The sequence below is a fragment of the Streptomyces barringtoniae genome (genome assembly GCF_020819595.1).
GTDB classification, from domain to species: Bacteria; Actinomycetota; Actinomycetes; order Streptomycetales; family Streptomycetaceae; genus Streptomyces; species Streptomyces barringtoniae.
Genome location: NZ_JAJHNP010000009.1, coordinates 261,981 through 279,057, shown reverse-complemented (window position 1 = coordinate 279,057; position 17,077 = coordinate 261,981). Strand labels below are relative to the sequence as shown.

14 protein-coding genes are annotated in these 17,077 nt (G+C 72.6%); 10 read left to right on the top strand and 4 right to left on the bottom strand.

The window, feature by feature from the left end:
• Positions 1–130 precede the first annotated feature (130 nt).
• Positions 131–1,648, top strand: a complete 1,518-nt coding sequence (locus LMU33_RS18685) for a 3-hydroxyacyl-CoA dehydrogenase (RefSeq protein WP_228621573.1) — start codon at positions 131–133, stop codon at positions 1,646–1,648.
• On the top strand, positions 1,645–2,232 hold the full coding sequence (locus LMU33_RS18680; RefSeq protein WP_228621572.1) for a TetR/AcrR family transcriptional regulator: 588 nt from the start codon (positions 1,645–1,647) through the stop codon (positions 2,230–2,232). Before LMU33_RS18685 ends, LMU33_RS18680 begins: the two co-directional genes overlap by 4 nt.
• 24 nt (positions 2,233–2,256) lie before the next feature.
• On the opposite strand, the gene LMU33_RS18675 is transcribed toward LMU33_RS18680, so the two are convergent.
• On the bottom strand, positions 2,257–2,790 hold the full coding sequence (locus LMU33_RS18675) for an Lrp/AsnC family transcriptional regulator (RefSeq protein WP_228621570.1): 534 nt from the start codon (positions 2,788–2,790) through the stop codon (positions 2,257–2,259).
• Between the two features lie 176 nt (positions 2,791–2,966).
• On the opposite strand from LMU33_RS18675, the gene pdhA reads away from it, so the two are divergent.
• The 6 genes from pdhA to LMU33_RS18645 all read left to right on the top strand — a co-directional run bounded on the left by pdhA (position 2,967) and on the right by LMU33_RS18645 (position 9,934).
• Entirely contained in the window at positions 2,967–4,121 is a 1,155-nt protein-coding gene (gene pdhA, locus LMU33_RS18670; protein ID WP_228621568.1) for a pyruvate dehydrogenase (acetyl-transferring) E1 component subunit alpha, read from the top strand.
• Entirely contained in the window at positions 4,118–5,122 is a 1,005-nt protein-coding gene (locus tag LMU33_RS18665; RefSeq protein ID WP_228621566.1) for an alpha-ketoacid dehydrogenase subunit beta, read from the top strand. The genes pdhA and LMU33_RS18665 overlap by 4 nt, the downstream gene beginning before the upstream one ends.
• Complete coding sequence (locus LMU33_RS18660; protein ID WP_228621564.1) at positions 5,122–6,504, top strand: dihydrolipoamide acetyltransferase family protein; 1,383 nt, start codon at positions 5,122–5,124, stop codon at positions 6,502–6,504. Before LMU33_RS18665 ends, LMU33_RS18660 begins: the two co-directional genes overlap by 1 nt.
• A 71-nt stretch (positions 6,505–6,575) precedes the next feature.
• On the top strand, positions 6,576–7,508 hold the full coding sequence (locus LMU33_RS18655) for an NTP transferase domain-containing protein (RefSeq protein WP_228621562.1): 933 nt from the start codon (positions 6,576–6,578) through the stop codon (positions 7,506–7,508).
• Positions 7,505–8,854 carry a molybdopterin molybdotransferase MoeA gene (locus LMU33_RS18650; RefSeq protein WP_228621560.1) on the top strand — a complete coding sequence of 450 codons (1,350 nt, stop codon included), beginning with the start codon at positions 7,505–7,507 and terminating at the stop codon, positions 8,852–8,854. The genes LMU33_RS18655 and LMU33_RS18650 overlap by 4 nt, the downstream gene beginning before the upstream one ends.
• A gap of 99 nt (positions 8,855–8,953) precedes the next feature.
• A complete protein-coding gene (locus LMU33_RS18645; protein WP_228621558.1) occupies positions 8,954–9,934 on the top strand; it encodes an NAD(P)H-quinone oxidoreductase in 981 nt (326 codons plus the stop codon).
• Between the two features lie 335 nt (positions 9,935–10,269).
• Here the strand turns inward: LMU33_RS18645 and LMU33_RS18640 are convergent, their stop codons facing one another.
• The gene (locus LMU33_RS18640) at positions 10,270–11,157 is read right to left on the bottom strand and encodes a hypothetical protein (RefSeq protein WP_228621556.1); all 888 of its coding nucleotides are present in this window, start codon (positions 11,155–11,157) and stop codon (positions 10,270–10,272) included.
• A gap of 173 nt (positions 11,158–11,330) precedes the next feature.
• On the opposite strand from LMU33_RS18640, the gene LMU33_RS18635 reads away from it, so the two are divergent.
• The gene (locus LMU33_RS18635) at positions 11,331–11,876 is read left to right on the top strand and encodes a bacterial proteasome activator family protein (RefSeq protein WP_228621554.1); all 546 of its coding nucleotides are present in this window, start codon (positions 11,331–11,333) and stop codon (positions 11,874–11,876) included.
• A 129-nt stretch (positions 11,877–12,005) separates the two neighbouring features.
• On the opposite strand, the gene LMU33_RS18630 is transcribed toward LMU33_RS18635, so the two are convergent.
• Positions 12,006–13,637, bottom strand: a complete 1,632-nt coding sequence (locus LMU33_RS18630; protein WP_228621552.1) for a Stk1 family PASTA domain-containing Ser/Thr kinase — start codon at positions 13,635–13,637, stop codon at positions 12,006–12,008.
• A gap of 343 nt (positions 13,638–13,980) precedes the next feature.
• Between LMU33_RS18630 and LMU33_RS18625 the strand changes: the two genes are divergently transcribed.
• Positions 13,981–15,633, top strand: a complete 1,653-nt coding sequence (locus tag LMU33_RS18625; protein ID WP_228621550.1) for a protein kinase domain-containing protein — start codon at positions 13,981–13,983, stop codon at positions 15,631–15,633.
• Between the two features lie 93 nt (positions 15,634–15,726).
• Here LMU33_RS18625 and LMU33_RS18620 read toward each other — a convergent pair whose 3' ends face one another.
• On the bottom strand, positions 15,727–16,770 hold the full coding sequence (locus LMU33_RS18620; protein ID WP_228621548.1) for a phosphotransferase: 1,044 nt from the start codon (positions 16,768–16,770) through the stop codon (positions 15,727–15,729).
• Positions 16,771–17,077: the final 307 nt, after the last annotated feature.

Here is a 17,077-nt window from a genome sequence, read left to right as displayed (position 1 = left end):
TCGTCGAGTCCATCGACCTGGCAGAAAGAGCAGCGGGATGGGACGGTCAGAGCTAGAGTAACCGAACGATCGGTCGGGACAAGGGGGCCTGCCGCATCTGTGGAAAACGTCGTGCGGGAGGATCGCGCACATGACAGCACTCGACCTCAGCAGCCCTGTGGCCGTCGTCGGCACCGGCACCATGGGCCAGGGCATCGCCCAGGTCGCTCTGGTCGCCGGTCACCCCGTGCGGCTGTACGACGCCGTCGCCGGGCGTGCCCGGGACGCGGCAGCGGCGATCGGCGCCCGCCTCGACCGGCTCGTGGAGAAGGGCAGGCTAGCCGCCGCCGACCGGGACGCTGCCCGCGCCCGCCTCGAGCCCGCGGAGAACCTCACCGAGCTGGCGGACTGCACGCTGGTCGTCGAGGCCGTCCTGGAACGGCTGGACGTCAAACAGCAGCTCTTCGGCGAGCTGGAGGACATCGTCGCCGAGGACTGCCTGCTCGCCACCAACACCTCCTCACTGTCGGTGACGGCCATCGGCGGTGCCCTGCGCCGGCCCGGCCGCTTCGTGGGCCTGCACTTCTTCAACCCGGCACCGCTCATGCCCCTGGTCGAGGTCGTCTCCGGGTTCGCCACCGACGTCACGTCGGCCACGCGCGCGTACGAGACCGCTCGCGCCTGGGGCAAGACCCCGGTGGCCTGCGCCGACACCCCGGGTTTCATCGTCAACCGGCTCGCCCGGCCCTTCTACGCCGAGGCCTTCGCGGTCTACGAGGCCCAGGCCGCCGACCCGGCCACCGTCGACGCCGTCCTGCGCGAGTCCGGCGGGTTCAGGATGGGTGCCTTCGAGCTGACCGACCTGATCGGACAGGACGTCAACGAGTCCGTCACCCACTCGGTGTGGCAGTCCTTCTTCCAGGACGTGCGCTTCACCCCGTCCCTGGCCCAGCGCCGGCTGGTGGAGTCCGGCCGCCTCGGCCGCAAGACCGGGCACGGCTGGTACGACCACGCCGAGGGCGCCGAGAAGCCCGAGCCGCACACCGCCGACAAGGAGCAGCCGCCCGCCTACGTCGTCGCCGAGGGCGGCCTCGGCCCGGCGGCCGAGCTGCTCACGCTGATCCGCGAGGCGGGCATCCAGGTCCGCGAGGAGGCCGAGGACAACGGCACCCGCCTGGTGCTGCCCAGCGGCGGCCAGCTGGTGCTCGCCGACGGCCAGACGTCCGTGGAGTTCCGCGACGTCGTCTACTTCGACCTCGCGCTCGACTACCGCACCGCCACCCGCGTCGCCCTGTCCGCCTCCCAGGACACCGCGCCGCAGACCCTCGCCGAGGCCACCGGCCTCTTCCAGGCCATCGGCAAGAACGTCAGCATCATCGGCGACGTCCCCGGCATGATCGTCGCGCGCACGGTCGCCCGGATCATCGACCTCGCGCACGACGCCGTCGCCAAGGGCGTCGCCACCCAGGAGGACATCGACACGGCGATGCGCCTCGGGGTGAACTACCCGCTCGGCCCGTTCGAGTGGGACCGCAGGCTCGGCCGCGAGTTCGCCTTCGACGTCCTGGACGAGATGCACCAGCGCGACCCCTCCGGACGCTACGCCCCCTCCCTCGCGCTCTACCGCCACGCGTACGCCATCGACGACAAGCGGGAGGGCACGTCATGACCACGGCCAAGCGCGACACCTACACGCCCGAGACGCTGCTCTCCGTGGCCGTTCAGGTGTTCAACGAGCGCGGATACGACGGCACCTCCATGGAGCACCTGTCCAAGGCGGCCGGCATCTCCAAGTCGTCGATCTACCACCACGTCAGCGGCAAGGAGGAACTGCTGCGCCGGGCCGTCAGCCGCGCCCTGGACGGCCTGTTCGCCATCCTGGACGAGGAGCACGCGCGCGTGGGGCGGCCCGTCGACCGGCTGGAGCACGTCGTACGGCGCATGGTCGAGGTGCTCATAGGCGAGCTGCCGTACGTGACGCTGCTGCTGCGGGTGCGCGGCAACACCGCCACCGAACGGTGGGCGCTGGAGCGGCGGCGCGACTTCGACCACCGGGTCGCGGAACTGCTGAAGGCCGCGGCGGCCGACGGGGACGTACGCGGTGACGTCGAGGTCCGGCTGGCCACCCGGCTCGTCTTCGGAATGATCAACTCGATCGTGGAGTGGTACCGGCCGGACCCGCGAGGCGCCGGTGAACGCGAGGTGTCCGAGGCGGTGGTCCGGCTGGTCTTCGCGGGCCTCAAGCAGGGCTGAGGTCAGACCTCCGCACGCCCCTGGTCACGCCTCCGGCTCCAGGTCCTCCTCCTCGAACACCAGCAGCGTGCGCGTGCTGAGCACCTCGGGGATCGCCTGGAGCCGGGTGAGCACCAGCTCGCGCAGCGCCCGGTTGTCGGGCGTGTGCACCAGCAGCAGCACGTCGAAGTCGCCGCCCACCAGCGCGATGTGGGAGGCGCCGGGCAGCTGCCTGAGCTGCTCGCGGACCGTGCGCCAGGTGTTCTGCACGATGTTCAGCGTGATGTACGCCGAGGTGCCGTGCCCCGCCCGCTCGTGGTCCACGCGCGCGCTGAAGCCCCGGATCACCCCGTCCTCGACGAGCCGGTTGATGCGCGCGTAGGCGTTGGCGCGCGAGACGTGGACGCGTTCGGCGACGGACCGTATGGAGGCGCGGCCGTCCGCCTGGAGGATTTTCAGGATGTCCTGATCGATGGCGTCGAGCGGGCGCGGCGGCGGCAGCACGGCGCCGTCCAGCGGGCGCGGGGGCGGGAGCGTGGTGTCGTCCTGCGGTCCGTCGGCCATTTGTTCAGCTGCCATTGCCTCCCGCTCCCTCGCCGTGGACGTACTGCGTTCATTCCAGGCTGTGGAGAACCGTTTGTCCACAGCCTGGAGGGGCCTGTAGCCAAAATGTGCCAACGACCGAACAATCGGTTGGTGAGGCGCCTCACAGCCGACGCGCCTCCCGTAGCCGCTCCCCACGAGGAGGTGCCGTCATGACGGTCATGGAGCAGCGGGGCGCGTACCGGCCATCGCCGCCGCCCGCCTGGCAGCCCCGTATGGACCCCGCGCCGCTGCTGCCCGACGCCGAGCCCTACCGCGTCCTCGGCACCGAGGCGACCGCCAAGGCCGACCCGGACCTGCTGCGCCGGCTCTACGCCCAGCTGGTGCGCGGCCGCCGCTACAACACGCAGGCCACCGCGCTCACCAAGCAGGGCCGCCTCGCCGTCTACCCCTCCAGCACCGGCCAGGAGGCCTGCGAGGTCGCCGCCGCCCTGGCCCTGGAAGAGCGGGACTGGCTCTTTCCCAGCTACCGCGACACCCTCGCCGTCGTCGCCAGGGGCGTGGACCCCGTTGAGGCCCTCACCCTGCTGCGCGGCGACTGGCACAGCGGCTACGACCCCCACGCCCACCGGGTCGCCCCCCTCAGCACCCCGCTGGCCACCCAGCTGCCGCACGCCGTCGGCCTCGCGCACGCCGCCCGCCTCAAGGGCGACGACGTCGTCGCGCTCGCCCTGGTGGGCGACGGCGGCACCAGCGAGGGCGACTTCCACGAGGCGCTGAACTTCGCCGCCGTCTGGCAGGCGCCGGTCGTCTTCCTCGTGCAGAACAACGGCTTCGCCATCTCCGTCCCGCTCGCCAAGCAGACCGCCGCGCCCTCCCTGGCCCACAAGGCCGTCGGGTACGGCATGCCGGGCCGGCTGGTCGACGGAAACGACGCGGTGGCCGTGCACGAGGTCCTCAGCGACGCGGTACGGCACGCGCGCGCGGGCGGCGGACCGACCCTCGTGGAGGCGGTGACGTACCGCATCGACGCCCACACCAACGCCGACGACGCCACCCGCTACCGGGGTGACGCCGAGGTCGAGGCCTGGCGTGCGCACGACCCGATCCAGCTGCTGGAGCACGAGCTCACCGAGCGCGGGCTGCTCGACGAGGCCGGGATCGAGGCCGCCCGGAAGGACGCCGAGGCGATGGCCGCCTCCTTGCGCGAACGCATGAACCGCGACCCCGAACTGGACCCCATGGCCCTCTTCGACCACGTCTACGCCGAGACCACCGCCCAACTGCGCGAACAGCGTGCCCTGTTGCAGGCCGAGCTGGAAGCCGAGCAGGAGCGGCACGGCGAGCAGGAAGGCGGCGCCCGATGACCACCGTCGCCGTCAAGCCCGCCACCATGGCGCAGGCCCTCACGCGCGCGATGCGCGACGCGATGGCCGCCGACCCGACCGTGCACGTCATGGGTGAGGACGTCGGCACCCTAGGCGGTGTCTTCCGGGTCACCGACGGCCTCGCCAAGGAGTTCGGCGAGGACCGCTGCACCGACACCCCGCTCGCCGAGGCCGGCATCCTCGGCACCGCCGTCGGCATGGCCATGTACGGCCTGCGCCCGGTGGTGGAGATGCAGTTCGACGCCTTCGCCTACCCGGCGTTCGAACAGCTCATCAGCCATGTCTCCCGGATGCGCAACCGCACGCGCGGCCGGATGCCCCTGCCCATAACCGTCCGCGTCCCCTACGGCGGCGGCATCGGCGGCGTCGAGCACCACAGCGACTCCTCCGAGGCCTACTACATGGCCACGCCCGGACTGCACGTGGTCACGCCCGCGACCGTCGCCGACGCCTACGGCCTGCTGCGCCAGGCCATCGCCTCCGACGACCCGGTCGTCTTCCTGGAGCCCAAGCGGCTGTACTGGTCGAAGGACTCCTGGAACCCCGACCACCCCACCGACGTGGAGCCCATCGGCCGCGCGGTGGTGCGCCGGCCGGGCCGCAGCGCCACGCTGATCACCTACGGCCCCTCCCTGCCGGTCTGCCTGGAGGCCGCCGAGGCCGCACAGGCCGAGGGCTGGGACCTGGAAGTGATCGACCTGCGCTCGCTGGTGCCGTTCGACGACGAGACCGTCTGCGCGGCCGTACGGCGCACCGGACGCGCGGTCGTCGTCCACGAGTCCACCGGGTTCGGCGGGCCGGGCGGCGAGATCGCGGCGCGGATCACCGAGCGCTGCTTCCACCACCTGGAGGCGCCGGTGCTGCGCGTCGCCGGTTTCGACATCCCCTACCCGCCGCCCATGCTGGAGCGGCACCACCTGCCCGGCGTCGACCGCATCCTGGACGCCGTGGCCCGGCTGCAGTGGGAGGCCGAGGGCTGATGGCACAGGTGCTGGAGTTCAAGCTCCCCGACCTCGGTGAGGGACTCACCGAGGCGGAGATCGTCCGGTGGCTGGTCCAGGTCGGTGACGTCGTCGCCGTCGACCAGCCGGTCGTCGAGGTCGAGACGGCCAAGGCGATGGTCGAGGTGCCCTGCCCGTACGGCGGTGTGGTCACCGCGCGCTTCGGCGAGGAGGGCACCGAACTGCCGGTCGGCGCACCGCTGCTGACGGTGGCGGTGGGACCGCAGGCCCCGGCGGCGGACACCGAGGGATCGGGCAACGTCCTGGTCGGATACGGCACCGCACAGGCTCCGGCCCGGCGCCGGAGGGTGCGCCCCACGCCGATGACCACAGGTGCCGCGAACGGCAGCACCGGTGCGGACAGCGGAACGCTCGCCTTCAACGGAACGGCGCACGCCGGGACGGCCCACGCACGCGTGGACGCGCTCCAGGCCGAGGGGCCGGTGCCGGTGATCTCCCCCCTGGTCCGCCGGCTCGCCCGGGAGGGCGGTGTGGACCTGCGGCAGCTGGCGGGCTCGGGCCCGGACGGGCTGATCCTGCGTGCGGACGTCGAGGGCGCCCTGCGGGCCAAGGCGGTCGTGGGCAGCCGTACGGCCGAGGCGCCCGCCACCGCGGCACACGCCACCGCCGCGACCCCCGTGGCAGCCGCTGCCGCTTCGGGCACGCGGGCCGCGGGCACCCGCGTCCCCCTCAAGGGCGTGCGCGGGGCGGTCGCCGACAAGCTCTCCCGCAGCCGCCGGGAGATCCCGGACGCCACCTGCTGGGTCGACGCCGACGCGACCGAACTCATGCGCGCGCGTGCGGCGATGAACGCGGCCGGCGGACCGAAGATCTCCCTGCTCGCGCTGCTCGCCCGCATCTGCACGGCCGCGCTCGCCCGGTTCCCCGAGCTGAACTCCTACGTCGACATCGAGGCCCGCGAGGTCGTCCAGCTCGACCAGGTCCACCTCGGGTTCGCCGCCCAGACCGAACGCGGGCTCGTCGTGCCGGTCGTCCGCGACGCCCACGCGCGCGACGCCGAGGCGCTGACCGCCGAGTTCGCCCGGCTCACCGAGGCCGCCCGCACCGGGACGCTCACACCCGGGGAACTCACCGGCGGGACCTTCACGTTGAACAACTACGGTGTCTTCGGTGTCGACGGCTCCACGCCGATCATCAACCACCCCGAGGCGGCCATGCTCGGCGTCGGCCGGATCGTCCCCAAACCGTGGGTGCACGAAGGCGAGCTGGCCGTGCGTCAAGTCGTACAGCTCTCGCTCACCTTCGACCACCGGGTGTGCGACGGCGGCACGGCGGGCGGCTTCCTGCGGTACGTGGCGGACTGCGTGGAACAGCCGGCGGTGCTTCTGCGCACGCTCTGACACACGCGGGGCCCTCGAAGAAGGGCCCCCGCGGAAGACACGAGTGAGGCCCCTCGGGACATACTCGGGGGGTGACCGACAACGCCCCCGCCGCTCCCGGGACGCCCTTGCCGTACGACGCCGTCGTGCTGGCCGGCGGCGCCGCCCGGCGGCTCGGCGGGGCCGACAAGCCCGGTCTGCGGGTCGGCGGCCGGGCGCTGCTCGACCGGGTGCTCGCGGCCTGCGCGGACGCCGCGACGACCATTGTGGTGGCCGGCCGGCGGCCCACCGTGCGGCCGGTGCTCTGGGCGCGCGAGGAACCGCCCGGCGCGGGACCGGTCGCCGCGCTGGAAGCCGGCCTGCGGCACACCACCGCCGAGCACGCCGTCGTACTCTCCGCCGACCTGCCCTTCCTCCGGCCGGCCACGCTGCGGCGCCTGCTGACCGCCCTCGGCGACAGCGGAGCCGACGGCGCGCTGCTCACCGACGCCGACGGCCGTGACCAGCCGCTCGTGGCCGCCTACCGCACCGCCGCGCTCCGCCGCGAGCTGGCCGCCCTCGCGGCCGGACCCGACGGCCTGACCGGACTGCCCCTGCGCCGGCTGACCGGCGCCCTCAGCCTCACCCGTGTCCCGGATCCGCTCGCGTCCTTCGACTGCGACACCTGGGACGACCTCGTCAACGCCAGGGCACGCATCAGGGAGCATGGGCACGTGTTGGATGAATGGATCTCCGCAGTCAAGGACGAGCTGGGCATCGACCTGGACGTCGACACCGGCGTCCTGCTCGACCTGGCCCGTGACGCCGCGCACGGCGTGGCTCGGCCCGCCGCCCCGCTGACCACCTTCCTCGTCGGCTACGCCGCGGCACAGGGCAAGGGCGGCCCCGACGCGGTCGCCGAGGCCGCCCGCAAGGCGACCGCGCTCGCGCTGCGCTGGGAGGAAGAGAACAACGGGGGCGGGAAAGAAAACGGCGGGGGCGGGCAAGAGAGCAGCGGGGGCCCGAGCGCCCCGGACGCCGGATGACCGCCCCCGGAACCCGGGCCGGAGCGCCCGCCGAGGACAGCGACGACCTCGACGTCGAGGAGGCCCTGGCCCTCGTGAGGGAAGCCAAGGACGAACGCGCGGGCCAGGTGCCCGCTCCGGCGCCGGAAGCACACGGCGAGCGGCACCGGGCCACCCCATGGGCCCAGGCCCGCGAGATCGCCGCCCGCGCCGCACGCTCCCGGGTCCGCAGCGCCCCCGTGTCCGTGCCCCTCGGCCACGCCCTCGGCCTGGTCCTGGCCGCCCCGCTCGACGCACTCACCGACCTGCCCTCCTTCGACACCTCCGCGATGGACGGCTGGGCGGTCGCAGGGCCCGGTCCCTGGGAGGTGCGCGACGAGGGCGTGCTCGCCGGGCACGCGCAGCCCGAGCCGCTCACCGACGGCGTGGCGGTCCGTATCGCCACCGGCGCCCGCATCCCGGCCGACACCACCGCGGTCCTGCGGAGCGAGCACGGCCGTACCGACGCGCAGGGGCGGCTCCACGCCACGCGGGAGATCGTGCACGGCCAGGACATCCGCCCGCGCGGCCAGGAGTGCCGCAGCGGCGACCAATTGCTGCCCGTCGGCACCCGGGTCACCCCCGCCGTCCTTGGGCTCGCCGCGGCGGCCGGATACGACACCGTCACCGCCGTACCGCGGCCCCGTGCCGAAGTCCTCGTGCTCGGCGACGAACTGCTGGCCGAGGGGCTGCCGCGCGACGGGCTGATCCGGGACGCGCTCGGCCCGATGCTGCCGCCGTGGCTGCGCGCGCTCGGCGCCGAGGTCGTCAAGGTGCGCCGGATCGGCGACGACGCCAAGGCCCTGCACCGGGCCGTCACCGGCTCCGAGGCCGACCTCATCGTCACCACGGGCGGCACCGCCGGCGGGCCCGTCGACCACGTGCACCCCATCCTGAAGCGCATCGACGCCGAACTCCTCGTCGACGGCGTCAAGGTGCGCCCCGGACACCCCATGCTGCTGGCCCGCACCAAGGACGCCCAGCACCTCGTCGGCCTCCCCGGCAACCCCCTCGCGGCCGTGTCCGGCCTGCTCACCCTCGCCGAGCCGCTGTTGCGCACTCTGGCCGCCCACCCGGCCCCGGAGCCGTACACGCTGCCGCTCGGCGAGGCGGTGCAGGGGCATCCCCACGACACCCGGCTGATCCCCGTGGTGCTGCGCGGCGACCGTGCCGTACCGCTGCACTACAACGGTCCGGCCATGCTCCGCGGCATCGCCGCCGCCGATGCGCTGGCCGTCGTACCACCCGGCGGGGCCCGGCAGGGGGAAGAGGCGGAGCTGCTGGACCTGCCCTGGGCGACCGCCGGAGTCGAGGTGTGTTTCACGTGAAACGGGGTGAGGTGGGCCGGCGGATCCCCATCGTGCGGGCGTGTTCGAGCGAGCGGGTCTGACCCGTGGACGGCATCCGCGGGGAGTAGCGTCACGGGCATGCATGCGATCACGATTCCCGAACCTGGTGGTCCCGAGGCGCTGGTGTGGGCGGAGGTCCCCGATCCGGTACCCGGCGAGGGCGAGGTGCTGGTCGAGGTGGTGGCCAGCGCCGTCAACCGTGCCGACGTCCTGCAGCGGCAGGGCTTCTACAACCCGCCGCCCGGCGCCTCCCCCTACCCCGGTCTGGAGTGCTCCGGCAGGATCGCCGCGGTCGGCTCCGGAGTGTCCGGCTGGGCCGTCGGCGACGAGGTGTGCGCGCTGCTCTCGGGCGGTGGGTACGCCGAGAAGGTCGTCGTACCCGCCGGGCAGTTGCTGCCCGTGCCCGAGGGTGTCGACCTCAAGCAGGCGGCCGCGCTGCCCGAGGTCGTCTGCACGGTCTGGTCCAACGTGTTCATGATCGCCCATCTGCGGCCCGGTGAGACGCTGCTCGTGCACGGCGGGTCCAGCGGCATCGGCACCATGGCGATCCAGCTCGCCAAGGCCGTCGGGGCCAAGGTGGCGGTGACGGCCGGTACGAAGGAGAAGCTGGAGCGCTGCGCCGAGCTGGGCGCGGACATCCTCGTCAACTACCGCGAGCAGGACTTCGTCGCCGAGATCAAGCAGGCCACCGGGGGCGCGGGGGCCGACGTCATCCTCGACAACATGGGCGCGAAATACCTGGACCGCAACGTCCAGGCGCTCGCCGTCAGCGGGCGGCTCGCGATCATCGGCATGCAGGGCGGCGTGAAGGGGGAGCTGAACATCGGCACGCTGCTGAACAAGCGGGCCGCTATCAGTGCGACCTCGCTGCGGGCGCGGCCGCTGAGTGAGAAGGCGGCGATCGTGGCGGCTGTGCGGGAGCATGTGTGGCCGTTGCTGGCCGGCGGGCATGTGCGGCCGGTGGTGGATCGCGAGGTGCCGATGGCGGAGGCGGCCGAGGGGCATCGCGTGGTGGAGGCCAGCGGGCACGTGGGGAAGGTGCTGCTGGTCACGTCGTAACGCCGGGGAGCTGGAGCGGCGCGGTGCCCGGTGCCGCGGGGTTGGCTGCGCCGGGTGCCGGGTGCCGGGTGCCGGGTGCGGGTGCGGGGGCGCCGGTGGTGCATGAGCGGCCGGTGTTGGTGCGGGCCGGGAGTGCGGCAGCTGGCCGGCGCTTGCCGGGGTGCCTCCCCCTCTCGGCCTCGCTCGAGCGGGGGGCCCACCGCCCACCCGTGCCGCCCCAGTGGCACGACTGCCCGCAGCTGTGGCGCCTCGACGGCCGCTGCTGGGCGGGCGGGGATCGGGTGGCACGCCTGTCGGCAGCTGCGCAGGGACGGCGGTCGGCCGCGACTGTGCGGTCAGTCTCTGCGGAGTCTGAGGCCCAGGAAGGCCAGGGCCAGGCCCAGGCCTATGAGGATCAGCCCGCTGCCCAGGGGGAGTACCTGCAGGACCGGCTCGGAGGGGTTCGTGCCCTGGGGGACGGCGTTCTGGGCCGGGGGGTGGGTGAGGCCGGCCTCGCCGGGGGCGGTCGGAGCCGTCGGTGCCGTGGTCGGGAGGTCCGTGGTCTCCGGTTCCTCCGCCCGGCCGGTGCGGGGGACCTGGGTGGGTACCGGGTCGTCGTCGCCCTCGACCTCGGCCGCGGGGCCGTCCGGTCGGCCCGGCCGCATCCGCCCCTCCCCGGCCCGGCTGCCCGCACGGGTCGGCTCGACGGCCGTCGGACGGTACAAGGCGGAGGCGGAATCAGAGGGCATGGGGAGGACTGGGGAGATCGGGAAGATCGGGGAGATCGGCAAGGGGCCGGTGGCCGGGAAGCCGCCGTAGCCGTGACCGTCACCGTGACTGTGGCCGTCATGACCGCCACCGTGACCGTGACCGCGACCGTGACTCGGACTGTGATCGGGGCCCATGTCGCCCGACGGCTCCCGAGCGGCGCCGTCCGTCGGTCCGCGGCCGCCGTGTGCTGAGTGTTCCGGGCGGCCGGTGCGGGCCGGGCGGCCCGCGTCCCCGGGCGCCGTGCGGGCCGGGTCTCCAGGGGCTGGGCGTTGCGCTTCGTCGGGCGTCGGCCGGTCCGGTGGGTCGGGGTCGGTGGAGCCTCTCTGGGCGGGCTCGGCGGCGTACGCGCTCGTGGCGTCGTCGGTGACGGTGCCGCACGCGGGCAGGGCCACCGCGAGGACGAGCAGCGGCCGTATGCCGAGGACGAGCAGCGGGCGTATGCAGCGGAGCGTGATGCGCAGCCATGGAGTCACGTCGGTGACCTCCCGGAGCCGGATGTCGTGATCGATGGGTGACCGGCAGGAATAAGCCTCACATTCAAGGGCGATAAGGGCATTTCAGATTGGGCCGTCGGGTCTAAACGGTGGATCAGCCCCACGAGGGGGCACCACGGTGATGAGGTGTACGGGTGCGAGAGAATGGCGGCATGGAGATGCCGAGGAACGAACGGTCGCCGGAGAACCCCCAGATCCTCGTCGTGGGCCAGGACGGGATGGCGCTCGGCGGCGGCAATGGGGACGACGAGTCCCGTGAGACCCCGCTGACGGAGCAGGTGGAACAGCCGGCCAAGGTCATGCGGATCGGCAGCATGATCAAGCAGCTCCTGGAGGAGGTGCGCGCGGCCCCTCTGGACGAGGCGAGCCGGGTGCGGCTCAAGGAGATCCACGCCAGCTCGGTGAAGGAGCTGGAGGACGGCCTCGCGCCGGAGCTGGTCGAGGAACTGGAGCGGCTCTCCCTGCCGTTCAACGACGACGCCACCCCGAGCGACGCGGAACTGCGCATCGCGCAGGCGCAGTTGGTGGGCTGGCTGGAAGGCCTCTTCCACGGGATCCAGACGACGCTGTTCGCCCAGCAGATGGCCGCGCGAGCCCAGCTGGAGCAGATGCGCCGCGCGCTCCCGCCGGGCGTGACCGGCCACGAGGGCGGCGACGACCCTCGCGCCGCCGGCCGCTCGGGCGGCCCCTACCTGTAACGAGGCGGGCGTACCCGTAATAAATGGAGCCCGGATGAATGGAGCCCGGCACGGACGACCGTGCCGGGCTCCCCTGTCTCCTGCCTGTCTACTGACCGTCTCCTGCCCGTCTCTCGCGGACGGCCGGTGTCAGGCAGGGTTGCCCGTCGAGACCGTGAGGTCGATCGTGCCCGGGTCCTTCTTGTCGACGTCCGTGCCCTCGGCCGGGAACTGGTCCAGGACGGTGTCCTTGCCCCAGGTGTTGTCGTCCTGCGTAGTGATCTTGTACTGCCAGCCCGCGGCCTGGAAGCAGGCCTTCACGGAGTTGATGTCCTTGTACCGGAAGTCGGGCAGCATGATCTTCTTCGCGTCGTCCCAGGACTCCGTCGGATCCGTGCACTTGGTCTTGTCGATGACCCGGGTCCGGTCCGGCCCGCGGTAGCCCGCCGGGTGGGAGGCGGACGCCGAGGCGCTTGCGCCGCCGCTGCCGCCCTTGTCGTCACTGCCGCCGCTGTTCATCGTCAGCGCGACGATCAGGGCGACGACCGCGACGAGCGACACCGCGACCGATCCGATGATCACCGGCTTGTTGCTCTTGCCGCCCGAGCCCGGAGCGGACGGCTGCGCGGCCGTCTGCGGCGAGATCGTGTACGGCGGCGGGGTCGACGCGGCCTGTGGCCCGTAGCCCATCGGAGGCGGCGTCTGGTAGCCGGCCTGCTGCGGATAGCCGTAGGCCGCGGCAGGCGTCTGCGGGGCGCCGTACGGGCCCGGCTGGTACGGCGTCTGGACCGGCCCGGGGGCCGCCTGTGCGGTCCGGTCGACCGGCGGGAACACCGCGGAGCCGACGCCCGCGCCGCTCTGCGTCGGCCCGGCGCCGGGCACGATGCTCGGCGCGGCCGCCTGGAAGGACGCGGCGACGCGCAGGCACTCGTCGCGCATGGCCTCGGCGGTCGGGAAACGCTCGTTCGGGTTCTTCTTCAGCGCGCGGGCGACCAGCGCGTCCACCGCGGGCGGCAGCGAACGGTTGATCGAGGAGGGCGCGACCGGCTCCTCCTGCACGTGCGCGTACGCGATCGCCAGCGGGGAGTCCGCGTCGAACGGGAGGCGCCCGGTGACCAGCTGGAACAGCATGATGCCGACCGAGTACAGGTCGGAACGGGCGTCCACGCCACGGCCGAGGGCCTGCTCGGGCGAGAGGTACTGCGGGGTGCCGACGACCATGCCGGTCTGTGTCATCGACGTCACACCGGACTGCATGGCCCGGGCGATGCCGAAGTCCATGACCTTGACCACGCCACGCCTGGTCACCATCACGTTGCCCGGCTTGATGTCGCGGTGGACCAGCCCCATCTCGTGGCTGATCTCCAGCGCGGCCAGCACGTCCGCGGTGACCTTCAGCGCCTTGTCGGCGGGCATGGCGCCGTACTGCCGGATGTCCTCCTCGAGGGCCGAACCCAGCGGGCGGCCCTCGACGTACTCCATGACGATGTAGGGGGTCGTCAGACCACCGAGATCGTCCTCGCCGGTGTCGAAGACCGACACGATGTTGGTGTGCGTGAGCTTGGCCACGGCCTGGGCCTCGCGGCGAAAGCGCTCGCGGAACGCCTGTTCCCTGCCGAGTTCCGTGTGGAGCGTCTTGATCGCGACCTGGCGGTCGAGCACGGCGTCGTACGCAAGGTGCACCGAGGCCATGCCGCCCTCGCCGAGCAGGTCCCGCAGCTGGTAGCGACCACCGGCCAGCGACTGCCCCGCGTACCGGCCGTGTGCGCCGTCCTGGCTCATCTCTCCGTGTCCCCCACTGGCCGTTCGGCGCCTTCGCTCATCGCACGGGCCTTGATCGAATGTGTCATTCCCGGCCAAGTCTGCCCCAGGGCACTGACACGTCAAGCTCGGTGCCCGTTCCGTGACCGTACGCGCCAGAAGCGTCGCGCAAGCGTTACAGGGGGCGTACGGCCGGCACACAGAATTTGCACGACAGCGCGTGCTACAGGTTTCATGGCCGGTCAGGCTTCGGCCGGTCCCGGTTCCGGTTCCGAACCGGTGGCTCACGCCGAGGCTGTAGCGTGGCCGACGGAGACCGTAACAACACCGCGCGCACCGCGGGCAGAAACGACGGCGAGGACTGATGGACCAGACGCAGCGCGCCCAGGGCCCGTCCGACCCCGAGGCGACTGGCGGCGGTATGTCGGATGCGCCGGAGATGTGGGGCAACGGAGGGCTCGTCGGCGACGGCCGGTACCGGCTGACGCACCGGCTCGGCCGGGGCGGCATGGCCGAGGTGTTCGCGGCCGAGGACGTCCGTCTGGGCCGTACCGTCGCGGTGAAGCTGCTGCGCGCGGACCTGGCCGAGGACCCGGTCTCCAAGGCCCGTTTCACGCGCGAGGCGCAGTCCGTCGCCGGGCTCAACCACCACGCGATCGTCGCCGTGTACGACTCCGGCGAGGACTTCGTCGGCGGCCAGTCCGTGCCCTACATCGTGATGGAGCTGGTCGAGGGCCGCACCATCCGCGATCTGCTGCTGAACGCCGAGGCGCCGGGCCCCGAGCAGGCCCTGATCATCGTCTCCGGGGTGCTGGACGCGCTCGCCTACTCGCATCAGCACGGCATCGTGCACCGCGACATCAAGCCCGCCAACGTGATCATCACGAACAGCGGCGCCGTCAAGGTGATGGACTTCGGCATCGCGCGTGCCCTGCACGGTGCGTCGACAACGATGACACAGACCGGCATGGTCATGGGCACGCCGCAGTACCTCTCCCCGGAGCAGGCGCTCGGCAAGGCCGTGGACCACCGTTCCGACCTGTACGCGACGGGCTGCCTGCTGTACGAACTGCTCGCCCTGCGGCCCCCGTTCACCGGTGAGACCCCGCTGTCGGTGGTCTACCAGCACGTCCAGGACATCCCGACCCCGCCCTCGGAGTTCTCCGACGGCTGCCCGCCGGAGCTGGACGGCCTGGTCATGCGCTCACTCGCCAAGGACCCGGACGACCGGTTCCAGACGGCCGAGGAGATGCGCGGCCTGGTCCAGTACGGCCTGCAGATGCTGTACGAGCAGGGCGGGCACACCGGCACCTGGCACACCGGCCCGGTGGAGGCGCACGACGGCCGGCACACCCCGGCGGGCGGCTTCACGGGGACGACCGCGATGCAGCACCCGGGCGACTTCGGCGCCGGGACCGCGCAGATCCCCCAGCCGATCCTGCCGCAGCGCTACGGAGGCGGCGACGACGGCGGCTTCGAGGGGCACGGGAACAAGGGCAGCGGCCGCGGCAAGATGTGGATCGTCGCCGTGCTCGCGGTCATCGCGATCGCGGCGGGCGTCGCATTCGCGGTCAAGCACACGGGCAACGGCACCGGCACCGGTACCGACACCAAGCCGCCGGCGACGCACTCGAAGTCCACGAAGGACCACTCGGACACCCCGACGCCGTCGGACGACACCACCGACCAGCCCACGGACACCAGCACGGACAACGGCTCGGACTCGGGTTCGGGCGGTTCCGGCTACACCCCGTCGGACCCGCAGACGTCCCAGTCGCAGACCACGGGGCCGACCGACGAGCCCACGGACCCGCAGACCTCCCCGTCGCAGTCCTCGGACACCTCGAACGGCGGCACGAACGCCGGTACGACGGACGGCGGCACGAACGCCGGTACGACGGACGGTGGCACCAACACCGGTACGACGAACGGCGGCACCAACACCGGCGTCACCAACGGCGGCACCGACGCCGGCACCACGACGGACGGCGGGGCCACGGGTGACCCCACCGGTTGAAGGACACCGGCCTCGCCTCTGACGGCGTCCCCCTGACTGTCTGACGGCATCCCCTGAGCGGTTCCCGCCGGGGGCGCCGTGACTCGGGCGCCGTCACTCGCTGAACGCGGCGCGCACCGCGTCGTACTCGCGTGTCCACCACACCACGAGCGCCGACGCGGCCGGGAACTGGCAGTCCGCGCGCGTGTCACCGCGTTCGTAGTGCCAGCGCAGCATCCAGAAGTCGTTCAGCCGCTCCCACCACACCCGGTGCACGGCCGCCGCCAGCTCGGCGGGTCCGGCGCCGGCCGCGCGCCGGTACGCGCGCGCGTACGCGCGTACCTTCGGCAGGTCCAGTGCGCCCGCGGGGCGTACGAAGAAGATCGCCGCGGCGCGTACCGCCTCCTCGGCGCGGGGCTGCACACCGAGCCGGTCCCAGTCGACGATGGCCGCCGGGGCGTCGTCCTTGTAGAGCACGTTGAACGGGTGGAAGTCGCCGTGCACCCAGCCCACCGAGCCGCCGCGCGGCGGGCGCCGGTCCGCGTGCTGCTCCAGGAGCGACCGGCGTTCCAGCAGCCGGTGCCGGGCCAGCTCGTCGAAGGCGTCGGCGGGGCGGTGCCGGCGCACATGGGCGAGCAGGTCGTCGATGAGGGCGAAGGTGTCGGAGGGGGCGGCGCTCTCCACGGGATGAGGGCTCGTGGCCGGCCGCGTGCGCCCCTTGGGCGGCATCACGCGCTCCAGGCAGGCGTGCACGGCGCCCAGGACCGCCCCGAGGTGTGCGCTCTCCGCGCGCGTGAGCTGTCCGCCGTGCCGGTGCCTGCCGTCGATCCAGGGGTGCAGGGCGTAGGCGTGGCCGCCGACGACGGCGACCGTACGGCCCTCGCGGTGCGCGAGCGGTACGGCGACGGGGACGCCGAGGTCGGCCAGGCGCTGGGTGGCGCGGTGCCGGCGTTCGATGGCGGCCGGGTCGGCGGTGTCGGGGTCGAAATGGTGCTTGAGGAAATAGCGGCCGCGGGTGGTGCGCAGCCGGTAGCCGCGGTTCAGCAGGCCCTGATCGACCGGCTCACAGGTGAGGGCGGAACCGGCGGCGTACAGGCGGAGCAGGGCGCCCAGAGGGGGCGCGTGGGGTACAAGGGGTGGTACACATGAGCGCGGCACGCCGCAGATGGTAGGGCACGAAAAACGGCCGTGAGCTGGGGCTTGTCACAGGCGGTCGCCGGCGATCTCTTTCGGTCACGCCGTGAGCATGCCGTGGACTTTCCCAAATGGTCCCGCCGCTTCCGATCTTCTCGCCTGGATTCGGATGACATAAGCGGCGCAGCCAGTGTCACACGCAAACAATTCGACTCTTCCCGTGACCCGGGTCAGCGGGATAACGTGCGGTTGCTCCGGCCTTTCGCAAGGCTGTGACCAGCACGCTTGCACACCTCCTCGATTTACTTGGAAATCCAAGCAAAATCGCAGG

What these genes read in the sequence shown, in the direction of transcription:
- pdhA (WP_228621568.1), top strand. Translation starts at nt 2,967, where the DNA reads ATGACGGTCATGGAGCAGCGGGGCGCGTACCGGCCATCGCCGCCGCCC.
- LMU33_RS18685 (WP_228621573.1), top strand. Translation starts at nt 131, where the DNA reads ATGACAGCACTCGACCTCAGCAGCCCTGTGGCCGTCGTCGGCACCGGC.
- LMU33_RS18630 (WP_228621552.1), bottom strand. Translation starts at nt 13,637, where the DNA reads ATGAGCCAGGACGGCGCACACGGCCGGTACGCGGGGCAGTCGCTGGCC.
- LMU33_RS18650 (WP_228621560.1), top strand. Translation starts at nt 7,505, where the DNA reads ATGACCGCCCCCGGAACCCGGGCCGGAGCGCCCGCCGAGGACAGCGAC.
- LMU33_RS18675 (WP_228621570.1), bottom strand. Translation starts at nt 2,790, where the DNA reads ATGGCAGCTGAACAAATGGCCGACGGACCGCAGGACGACACCACGCTC.
- LMU33_RS18645 (WP_228621558.1), top strand. Translation starts at nt 8,954, where the DNA reads ATGCATGCGATCACGATTCCCGAACCTGGTGGTCCCGAGGCGCTGGTG.
- LMU33_RS18660 (WP_228621564.1), top strand. Translation starts at nt 5,122, where the DNA reads ATGGCACAGGTGCTGGAGTTCAAGCTCCCCGACCTCGGTGAGGGACTC.
- LMU33_RS18635 (WP_228621554.1), top strand. Translation starts at nt 11,331, where the DNA reads ATGGAGATGCCGAGGAACGAACGGTCGCCGGAGAACCCCCAGATCCTC.
- LMU33_RS18625 (WP_228621550.1), top strand. Translation starts at nt 13,981, where the DNA reads ATGGACCAGACGCAGCGCGCCCAGGGCCCGTCCGACCCCGAGGCGACT.
- LMU33_RS18665 (WP_228621566.1), top strand. Translation starts at nt 4,118, where the DNA reads ATGACCACCGTCGCCGTCAAGCCCGCCACCATGGCGCAGGCCCTCACG.
- LMU33_RS18680 (WP_228621572.1), top strand. Translation starts at nt 1,645, where the DNA reads ATGACCACGGCCAAGCGCGACACCTACACGCCCGAGACGCTGCTCTCC.